The 9,522-nt window shown below is 72.5% G+C and carries 4 protein-coding genes; 1 reads left to right on the top strand and 3 read right to left on the bottom strand.

Translation table 11 applies throughout. The features are described 5' to 3' along the window. Positions 1 to 20: 20 nt before the first annotated feature. Positions 21 to 1,478, bottom strand: coding sequence for a glutamate synthase subunit beta (locus ACJOT3_RS28080; RefSeq protein ID WP_406976135.1), 1,458 nt, complete (start codon positions 1,476 to 1,478; stop codon positions 21 to 23). A 30-nt stretch (positions 1,479 to 1,508) separates the two neighbouring features. Further along, positions 1,509 to 6,071, bottom strand: a complete 4,563-nt coding sequence (gene gltB / locus ACJOT3_RS28075; protein ID WP_406976134.1) for a glutamate synthase large subunit — start codon at positions 6,069 to 6,071, stop codon at positions 1,509 to 1,511. Positions 6,072 to 6,637: 566 nt separating this feature from the next. Between gltB and ACJOT3_RS28070 the strand changes: the two genes are divergently transcribed. Continuing rightward, positions 6,638 to 8,332, top strand: coding sequence for a bis-aminopropyl spermidine synthase family protein (locus ACJOT3_RS28070; RefSeq protein ID WP_406976133.1), 1,695 nt, complete (start codon positions 6,638 to 6,640; stop codon positions 8,330 to 8,332). A gap of 38 nt (positions 8,333 to 8,370) precedes the next feature. Here ACJOT3_RS28070 and ACJOT3_RS28065 read toward each other — a convergent pair whose 3' ends face one another. Continuing rightward, positions 8,371 to 9,327 carry a hypothetical protein gene (locus ACJOT3_RS28065; RefSeq protein WP_406976132.1) on the bottom strand — a complete coding sequence of 319 codons (957 nt, stop codon included), beginning with the start codon at positions 9,325 to 9,327 and terminating at the stop codon, positions 8,371 to 8,373. Positions 9,328 to 9,522 lie beyond the last annotated feature (195 nt).

Raw genomic sequence — 9,522 nt, 5'->3', positions numbered from 1 at the left:
GCCCCCGTGGTGTCACCGGGTCAGACGAGCGGCCGTGCGGTCGGCGGGATGGCGACGGGCAGGTCGCTGTCGCCGTCGGCGAGGTAGCGGTCGACCCCGGCGGCGGCGGAGCGGCCCTCGGCGATGGCCCAGACGATGAGGGACTGGCCGCGGCCCATGTCGCCGGCGCAGAAGACGCCGTCGACGCTGGTCCTGTAGTCGGCGTCGCGGACGACGTTGCCGCGTCCGTCGAGGTCGACGCCGAGCTGGTCGATCATGCCCTCCTTCTGGGGGCCGACGAAGCCCATGGCGAGGGTGACGAGGTCGGCGGGGATCTCGCGTTCGGTGCCCTCGACGGGTTCGAAGCCGTTGGCGGTGCGCTTGACCTCGACGAGCTTGAGGGCGCGGACGTTGCCGTGCTCGTCGCCGAGGAACTCCAGGGTGTTGACGGAGTAGATGCGCTTGCCGCCCTCCTCGTGGGCGCTGGTGACCTTGTACAGCATCGGCATGGTGGGCCAGGGCTGGGAGTCGGGGCGCTTGGTGGGCGGCTTGGGCATGATTTCGAGCTGGGTGACGCTGGCGGCGCCCTGGCGGTGGGCGGTGCCGACGCAGTCGGCGCCGGTGTCGCCGCCGCCGATGACGACGACGTGCTTGCCCTCGGCGTGGATGGGGGCGCGGTCGTAGTCGCCGAACTGGACGCGGTTGGCCAGGGGCAGGTACTCCATGGCCTGGTGGATGCCGTTCAGCTCGCGGCCGGGCGCGGGCAGGTCGCGCCAGGCGGTGGCCCCGCCGGTGAGGACGACGGCGTCGTGGTCGGCGCGCAGCCGCTCGACGGTGATGTCGACGCCGATGTTCACACTGGTGCGGAACTCGGTGCCTTCGGCGGTCATCTGGGCGACGCGGCGGTCGATGTGCCGCTTTTCCATCTTGAACTCGGGGATGCCGTAGCGGAGCAGGCCGCCGATGCGGTCGGCGCGCTCGTAGACGGTGACCTGGTGTCCGGCGCGGGTGAGCTGCTGTGCGGCGGCCAGGCCGGCGGGGCCGGAGCCGACGACGGCGACCTTCTTGCCGGTGCGCGTGGTGGGGGGCAGGGGCTTGACCCAGCCCTCCTCCCAGGCGCGGTCGATGATGGAGACCTCGATGTTCTTGATGGTGACGGCGGGCTGGTTGATGCCGAGCACGCAGGCGGATTCGCAGGGTGCGGGGCACAGCCGGCCGGTGAACTCGGGGAAGTTGTTGGTGGCGTGGAGCCGTTCGATCGCCTCGGCCCAGTCGTGGGTGTGGACGAGCGTGTTCCACTCGGGGATGAGGTTGCCCAGGGGGCAGCCGTTGTGGCAGAACGGGATGCCGCAGTCCATGCAGCGGGACGCCTGCTTGGTGACGGTGCCCCGGTCGAAGTCCTCGTAGACCTCGCGCCAGTCCTGGATGCGGACGTCCACCGGGCGGTGCTTCGGGAGCTCGCGCTCGGTGATCTTCAGGAAACCCTTGGGGTCAGCCATGATGATGCCTCCTCTCGTGTGTGCTGACGCTCAGGACTGCGCGGAGGCCATGACGGCCTCGTTGACGTCGCGGCCTTCTCGCTCGGCCTCGGCCTGGGCGAGCAGGACGCGCTTGTAGTCGCGCGGCATGACCTTGGAGATCCGGTCGAGTCCGGCGTCGCCGGCGGCCAGGAGGCGTTCGGCGACGGCGGAGCCGGTCTCGGCGTGGTGGCGGGTGAGCACGTCGGTGAGGAACGCGCGGTCCTCGTCGGTGGGCTCTTCGATCGCGACCATCTCGGCGTTGACGCGCTCGGGGTCGAGGTCGAGCACGTAGGCGATGCCGCCGGACATGCCGGCCGCGAAGTTGCGGCCGGTGCGTCCGAGGATGACGGCGCGGCCGCCGGTCATGTACTCGCAGCCGTGGTCGCCGATGCCTTCGACGACGGCGAGGGCGCCGGAGTTGCGGACGCAGAAGCGTTCGCCGACGATGCCGCGGAGGAAGATCTCGCCGGAGGTGGCGCCGTAGCCGATGACGTTGCCGGCGATGATGTGGTCCTCGGCGACCAGGCGTGAGGTGTCGGCGGGGCGGACGATGACGCGGCCGCCGGACAGGCCCTTGCCGACGTAGTCGTTGCCGTCGCCCTTGAGGCGGAGCGTGACGCCCTTGGGCAGGAAGGCGCCGAAGGACTGGCCGGCGGAGCCGGTGAAGGTGACGTCGATGGTGTCGGTGGGCAGGCCGTCGGCGCCGTAGCGCTTGGTGACCTCGTGTCCGAGCATGGTGCCGACGGTGCGGTTGACGTTGCGGACGGGCAGTTCGAGCTTGACGGGCTGCCCGAAGTCGAGTGCGCCTTCGGCGAGCTGGATGAGGGTGTTGTCCAGGGCCTTCTCCAGGCCGTGGTCCTGGCTGCGGGTGCGGACGCGGTGGTCGCCGGCCCACGGCTCGACCTCGTGGAGGATCGGGGACAGGTCGAGTCCCTTGGCCTTCCAGTGTTCGACGGCTTCGGTGGTGTCGAGCAGGTCGACGGCGCCGATGGCCTCGTCGATGCTGCGGAAGCCGAGGGCGGCGAGGTATTCGCGGACCTCCTGGGCGATGAACTCGAAGAAGTTCACGACGTATTCGGCCTTGCCGGAGAACCGTTCGCGCAGGGCGGGGTTCTGGGTGGCGACGCCGACGGGGCAGGTGTCGAGGTGGCAGACGCGCATCATGACGCAGCCGGAGACGACGAGGGGCGCGGTGGCGAAGCCGAACTCCTCGGCGCCGAGCAGGGCGGCGATGATGACGTCGCGGCCGGTCTTCATCTGGCCGTCGGCCTGGACGACGATGCGGTCGCGCAGGCCGTTGAGCAGCAGGGTCTGCTGGGTCTCGGCGAGGCCGAGCTCCCAGGGGGTGCCCGCGTGCTTGAGGGAGGTCAGCGGCGAGGCGCCGGTGCCGCCGTCGTGGCCGGAGATGAGGACGACGTCGGCGTGGGCCTTGGAGACGCCGGCGGCGACGGTGCCCACGCCCGCCTCGGAGACCAGCTTGACGTGGACCCGTGCGGACGGGTTCGCGTTCTTGAGGTCGTGGATGAGCTGGGCGAGGTCCTCGATGGAGTAGATGTCGTGGTGGGGCGGCGGGGAGATGAGCCCGACGCCGGGGGTGGAGTGGCGGGTGTCGGCGACCCACGGGTAGACCTTGTGGCCGGGCAGTTGGCCGCCCTCGCCGGGCTTGGCGCCCTGGGCCATCTTGATCTGGATGTCGTCGGCGTTGGTGAGGTAGTGCGAGGTGACGCCGAAGCGGCCGGAGGCGACCTGCTTGATGGCGCTGCGCCGCAGGTCCCCGTTGGCGTCGGGGGTGAAGCGGGCGGGGTCCTCGCCGCCCTCGCCGGTGTTGGACTTGCCGCCGAGGCGGTTCATCGCGATGGCGAGGGTCTCGTGGGCCTCGGCGGAGATGGAGCCGTAGGACATGGCGCCGGTGGAGAAGCGCTTGACGATCTCCGAGACGGGCTCGACCTCGTCGATGGGGACGGGTTCGCGGACGCCCTCCTTGAGGCGGAAGAGGCCGCGGAGCGTCATGAGCTTCGCCGACTGGTCGTCGATGAGGTCCGTGTACTCCTTGAAGATCTCGTACTTGCGGGTACGGGTGGAGTGCTGGAGCTTGAAGACGGTGTCGGGGTTGAACAGGTGCGGTTCGCCCTCGCGGCGCCACTGGTACTCGCCGCCGATCTCCAGGCGCCGGTGGGCGCCGGAGGTGGGGTTGTCGGTGTGGGCGCGGCGGTGGCGGATGGCGACCTCTTCGGCGAGGACGTCGAAGCCGACGCCGCCCAGGCGGGAGGTGGTGCCGGTGAAGCAGCGGTCGATGACCTCCTGGCCCAGGCCGAGGGCCTCGAAGATCTGGGCTCCGGTGTAGGAGCTGACCGTGGAGACGCCGATCTTGGACATGACCTTCAGGACGCCCTTGCCGTACGCCTTGACGGTGTTGCGGACGGCGGTGTCGGCGTCGACGCCGCCGATGGTGCCGCGCTGGACCAGGTCCCGGACGGTGGCCAGGGCGAGGTAGGGGTTGACGGCGGAGGCGCCGTATCCGACGAGCAGGGCGACGTGGTGGCATTCGCGGACGTCGGCGGCCTCGATGACGAGGCCGACCTCGGTGCGGGTCTTCTCGCGGACGAGGTGGTGGTGGACGGAGCCGGTGAGCAGCAGGGACGGGATCGGGGCGCGGGTGGCGTCGGCGCGCCGGTCGCTGAGGACCAGGATGTGGGCGCCGTCGGCGATGGCGGTGTCGATCTCGGTGTTGAGCTCGGTCAGGCGGGCGGCCAGGGCGTCGCCGCCGCCGTCGACGGGGTAGGTGCCGTCGACGGTGAAGGTCTTGAGGGCGGGCTCGGTGCGCCCGGCCTCGACGATGGCGGCGAGTTCGTCCTGGTCGACGACCGGGGTGGGCAGCACGAGGCGGCGGGTGTCGCCCGGTGCCGCGTCGAGGATGTTGTGCTCGGCTCCGAGGAGCGTGGAGAGGCTGGTGACCATCTCTTCGCGGATGGCGTCCAGGGGCGGGTTGGTGACCTGGGCGAAGTTCTGCGAGAAGTAGTCGAAGAGCTGGCGGGAGCGCTCGGAGAGCGCGGCCACCGGGGTGTCGGTGCCCATGGAGCCGATGGGCTCGGCGCCGGTGCGGGCCATGGGGGTGAGGATGATGCGGAGTTCTTCCTCGGTGTAGCCGAACACCTGCTGGGCGCGGTTGAGCTCGGTCACGGGGACGGGCTCGGCGGCGGGCAGGTCGGCCAGGCGCAGGACGCCGGAGTCGGTCCACTCGCGGTAGGGGTGCTGGGCGGCGAGCTCGGCCTTGATCTCCTCGTCCTCGATGATCCGTCCCTGGGCGGTGTCGACGACGAAGATGCGGCCGGGCTGGAGGCGGCCCTTGCGGACGACGGTGGCGGGGTCGATGTCCAGGACGCCGGCTTCGGAGGCCAGGACGACGAGGCCGTCCTCGGTGACCCAGTAGCGCCCGGGGCGCAGGCCGTTGCGGTCCAGGACGGCGCCGACGAGGGTGCCGTCGGTGAAGGAGACGGACGCGGGGCCGTCCCAGGGCTCCATGAGGGTGGAGTGGTACTCGTAGAAGGCCCGGACGTCCGGGTCCATCTCGGTGTGGTTCTCCCAGGGCTCGGGGATCATCATGAGCACCGCGTGCGGGAGGGAGCGGCCGCCCAGGTGGAGGAGCTCCAGGGCGTCGTCGAAGGACGCGGTGTCGGAGTCGTCGGGGTCGACGATGGGGAAGATGCGGTCCAGGTCGCCGGGGATGAGGTCGGTGGCGAGCTTGGCCTCGCGGGCGCGCATCATGTTCCGGTTGCCCTTGACGGTGTTGATCTCACCGTTGTGGGCGACGTAGCGGAACGGGTGGGCCAGGGGCCAGGACGGGAAGGTGTTGGTGGAGAACCGGGAGTGGACCAGGGCCAGGCCGGAGGCGTAGCGCCGGTCGGACAGGTCGGGGAAGAACGGCTCCAGTTGCGGGGTGGTGAGCATGCCCTTGTACGCGATGGTGCGCGGGGACAGGCTCGGGAAGTAGACGTCGGCCTCGTGCTCGGCGCGCTTGCGGACGCAGTAGGCGTGGCGCTCCAGTTCGATGCCGGTGAGGCCCTCGGTGGCGGTGCCGGGGGTGCCCGTGATGAAGAGCTGCCCGAAGTAGGGCATGGCCTCGCGGGCGGCCGGGCCGCTGTACTGGGGTTCGAAGGGCAGGTCGCGCCAGCCCAGGAGGGTGAGGCCCTCTTCGGCGACGATGGCGTTGATGGTGTTGACGGCCTCGGCGCGCGCGGCGGCGTCGGCGGGCAGGAAGGCGATGCCGGCGGCGTAGGCGCCGGCCTGGGGCAGTGCGAAGTCGCAGACCTCGGTGAACAGCTCGTGCGGGATCTGGGTGAGGATGCCCGCGCCGTCGCCGTCGTCGGGGTCGGCGCCGGAGGCGCCGCGGTGGTCGAGGTTGCGCAGCACGGTGAGCGCCTTCTGCACGATGTCGTGGCCGCGGCGACCGGTGAGGTCGGCGACGAAGCCCACACCGCAGGCGTCGTGCTCGAAGGCGGGGTCGTACAGGCCCTGAGAAGTGGGGATCGCGTTCGCTCGGACGGACGAACGCCGCACCTGACCAGCGGGCATGTAGCCTCCTGTCGTCTTTAGTCGGCTTCGTGAAAAGCGCATACCGGGACGACATTGGCCCTGCTGCGTGCGTGAAGTTGTGTGCTCGGCCTGTGGACGCCGTGTGGTCCGCCACCGTACCGCGGCCACGTCCTCGTGGTGCGAATGGCGGATGGTCGCCCTCTTGCGAGCGGTCAAGCTCTCTTATACCCGCAGGTCCAGCCGCGACGCGAATCGCAGGTCTAGACCATGGGGTGCCGCGGTGCACCCCGGGTCGCGTGCCGCCGCACCCTGCGGGTGGTGCCGCGGTCCCCCGGTCGGGGGTTGCCCGTCGGGAGTGTGCTTTGCCGGTTTTTCCACGAGGGAATCCCGGTAAACCTCCCAAAGCGGATAAAACCCGACGGTTGGTCGTGGCCGTCGCTTCGGGCACGCGAACGCCGTGCGCCGCGCCCCCACATTACCCCGGCGTTAACGCTCCTCCCAAGGGGGGCTCGTTCGCACGTCCGAGTGATATGTCACTCATCGTGTGTTCACACCCCTGACCTGCGGCCGAACCCGTTCCGTCCGGGGCGTGGGACGATCGGTGCATGGCAGCAGACCCCGACTCCACCGGCATCCCGCAGACCGCGCAGACCCCGGCCGCGCCCCTCATGCCCCCGCCCCTGCCCGAGCCGGCGCTGCGGGCGCTGTACGCGCACGGGGTGGACGCGCCCCGGCCGCGCGCCGTGCTCGCCGCGCTGGCGGACGGCCGCCGCTGGAGCGCCGACGACCTGGTGCGGGCCACCGGGGTCGCCCGCGTCCTGGTGGTGGCGCTGGTCGAAGGGCTGCTGGAGGCCGGGGAGGCCGAACGCGGACCCGGCGGCGACCGGGTGCGGCTGGTGCGCCCCGAGGACTACGCCGGGGCCGTCGGGGACGTGCTGGCCGACCCGGTGGCGCACCTGGTGCCCGCGCGGGCCCGGATCGCCGCCGAGATCGCCCGCGCCGTCGCCGAGGGGCCCGCCGCCGACCTGGACCTGGACCACGTCACCGCGACCGCCGACACCGCGCTGCGCCGGGCGCTGTTCCTGGCCACCCGGTTCGACCTGATCGACCGCACCGTCCTGTGCGTGGGCGACCACGACCTCACCTCGATCGCGCTGGCCCTGGTCCGGCCCGGGGTGCGGGTCCTGGTGGCCGACATCGACGAGCGGGTGCTCGCCCACATCGACGCGGTCGCCGAACGCCTGGGCCTGGACGTGCGCACCCACTTCGCCGACCTGCGGCTGGGCCTGCCGGCGGGGCTGCGGGGCGCGGCGGACGTGGTGTTCACCGACCCGCCCTACACCGCCGACGGGGTGGAGCTGTTCGTCCGCCGGGGTCTGGAGGGCATGTCCGACCCGCGTAAGGGGCGGGTGCTGGTCGCCTACGGGGTGAGCGAGACCACGCCCCGGCTGGCGGCCGCCACCCAGGCCCGGCTACTGCGGCTGGACCTGGTGCTGGAGGCGATGTGGCCGGACTTCCACCGGTACGCGGGCGCCGAGTCGATCGGCGCCGCCTCGGACCTGTACGTGCTGCGGCCGCTGTCGCGCACCCCTCCCCCGCCGTCGGAGAGCGGCGCCCGCGTCTACAGCCAGGGCGTCAACGCCAAGGAGGCCAGGGGGGCGCTGGACGAGGACCGGGCGCGCGCCGTGCTGGGGCGGGCCGCCGACGACGCCGGGGCGGCGCCGGTGCCGGTGGGCGCCTGGCCCGCGGCGGTGCTGCCCGAGTCGGGGCGGGTGCGCCTGTCCACGTGGACGGAGGCGTCGGTGCCGCTGTCGGGGCCGCCGGTGGTGGACCTGACCGGCGGCTGGGAGCGGATCGCGGCGCGGGCGGCGCTGGCCTGCCCGGGCGGGGGCGGGTACCTGGTGGTGCCCTCCTCGGCGGCGTGCGTGCGCGACGAGCGGGGCCAGCGGGGGTTCCGGGCCGTGGTGGAGCCGCGGTTCCGGGTGCGGTTCCTGCGCGGGTTCGGCGACCCGTCGCTGACCGCGATCCGGCTGGGCCCGGCGCCGGAGGCGAAGGACCCGGTGGACCGGCTGCTGGTGCACGTCCAGGAGCACGCCCACCGGACGCTGACGTCGGCGCTGCGCTCCGGGGTGGTCCGGGTCTCCCGGGAGGAGGGCGCCCCGGTGAACAAGCGGGCGGCCCGGCTGGCGGTGGCCGCGGCCCCGGGGTGGGTGGCCGGGCGCACCCTGCTGGACCTGCCCGGGCACCGGTTCGCGCAGCTGCGGGAGGCCGTCGCGGCGGTGTGGGACGCGGTGGGGTGAGGCGGGCGGGGCCGCGCGCCGTGCGCGGCCCCCACAGGTCAGTTCCCGGTGCCGGGTACCGCTTCCCCACCGGTGCCGTCGGTGCCGGTACCGGTCTCCGTTCCGGGGTCGGTGGCCGGTTCGTCCGTGCGGAGGTTGACCAGGCGGCGGTAGAGCGGGTCGCGGAAGTTGCTCAGCGTCACGATGGGGCTGGCCAGGCTCACCCGCTCGTCCACCGAGTCGGAGTCGGTGGGCTGCACCCACACGACCACCAGGTAGTGGCCGCTGACCGTGGCCTCGGCGGAGCTGTAGCCCGAGCCGAGGCGGTCGAAGGGCTCGGCGCCCGAGGGGGCGATCACGAAGCCGGGCTGGGGGGCGTCGGCGGGCGGCTCCTCGCCCGCGGGAAGCTCGGGTTCGGCCATGGCGGCGGCCACGGCGCGGCTGCCCTCGACGTCGGCGAGGTTGAAGACCGCCGTCACACCGAAGTAGTTCTCGCCCACGTAGGTGGCCCGCCCGACCTGGGTGCAGTCGGCGTCGGCCAGGGCCCGGACGACCTCGTCGCCCCACACGGCGGCCGCGCAGTCCTCCGACAGCTCGAAGTCGCGCAGGGTGAAGGCCATGCCGCGGCTGGAGATCTCGGCGCTGCGGTCGCCGAACAACTCGCCCTCGTTGAGGGGGCGGTTGTCGGCCTCGCGGGTGGCCAGGACGGTGTTCATGTCGTTGTCGCCGGTGTCCTCGACGCTGTAGGCGACCGGGCGGGTCTGCGGCGCGGGCCCGTCCGCGGCGCCGTCGTCGCCCCGGTCGAGGTAGAGGACGACGCCCAGGCCGATGAGGGCGGCGGCCAGGACGCCCACGATGATGCCGATGAGCCGGCCGAACCGCTTGGGCTCCTGTTTGCGGCGCCCTCCGGCGCGGCGCCGGCCGCCCGCGCGGGAGGCGCGCTCGGCGTCGTCGGGTTCGCTGTTCTTCCTCCGGCGTCCCGCTGTTCCGGACGCCGACGCTTCAGAAGGGGACACCCAGTGGACCTTTCCTCGGATGACGGGCCCGCGAGGTGTGCGGTGGGCCCGATTGCGCTCGGCGGGGGCGCGGCGGGGGGCCGGGGAGCGCCCCCGGGAGCGGTGCGCGCGCCCCGCTCGACCCGGCCGGGAAAAGGCCGGTCGATCTGTCCGAGATCCTATCGGGACGTCCGGGGAACACGAACGGCCGTGCTC

Origin of the sequence: Nocardiopsis protaetiae (assembly GCF_045446735.1) — a bacterium.
GTDB lineage: Bacteria > Actinomycetota > Actinomycetes > Streptosporangiales > Streptosporangiaceae > Nocardiopsis > Nocardiopsis protaetiae.
Note: the sequence above shows the minus strand (reverse complement) of the source record. Positions and strands in the feature narration are given on the sequence as shown.

Coding starts and splice junctions, on each gene's coding strand:
- ACJOT3_RS28070 (WP_406976133.1), top strand. CDS start 6,638: ATGGCAGCAGACCCCGACTCCACCGGCATCCCGCAGACCGCGCAGACC.
- ACJOT3_RS28080 (WP_406976135.1), bottom strand. CDS start 1,478: ATGGCTGACCCCAAGGGTTTCCTGAAGATCACCGAGCGCGAGCTCCCG.
- gltB (WP_406976134.1), bottom strand. CDS start 6,071: ATGCCCGCTGGTCAGGTGCGGCGTTCGTCCGTCCGAGCGAACGCGATC.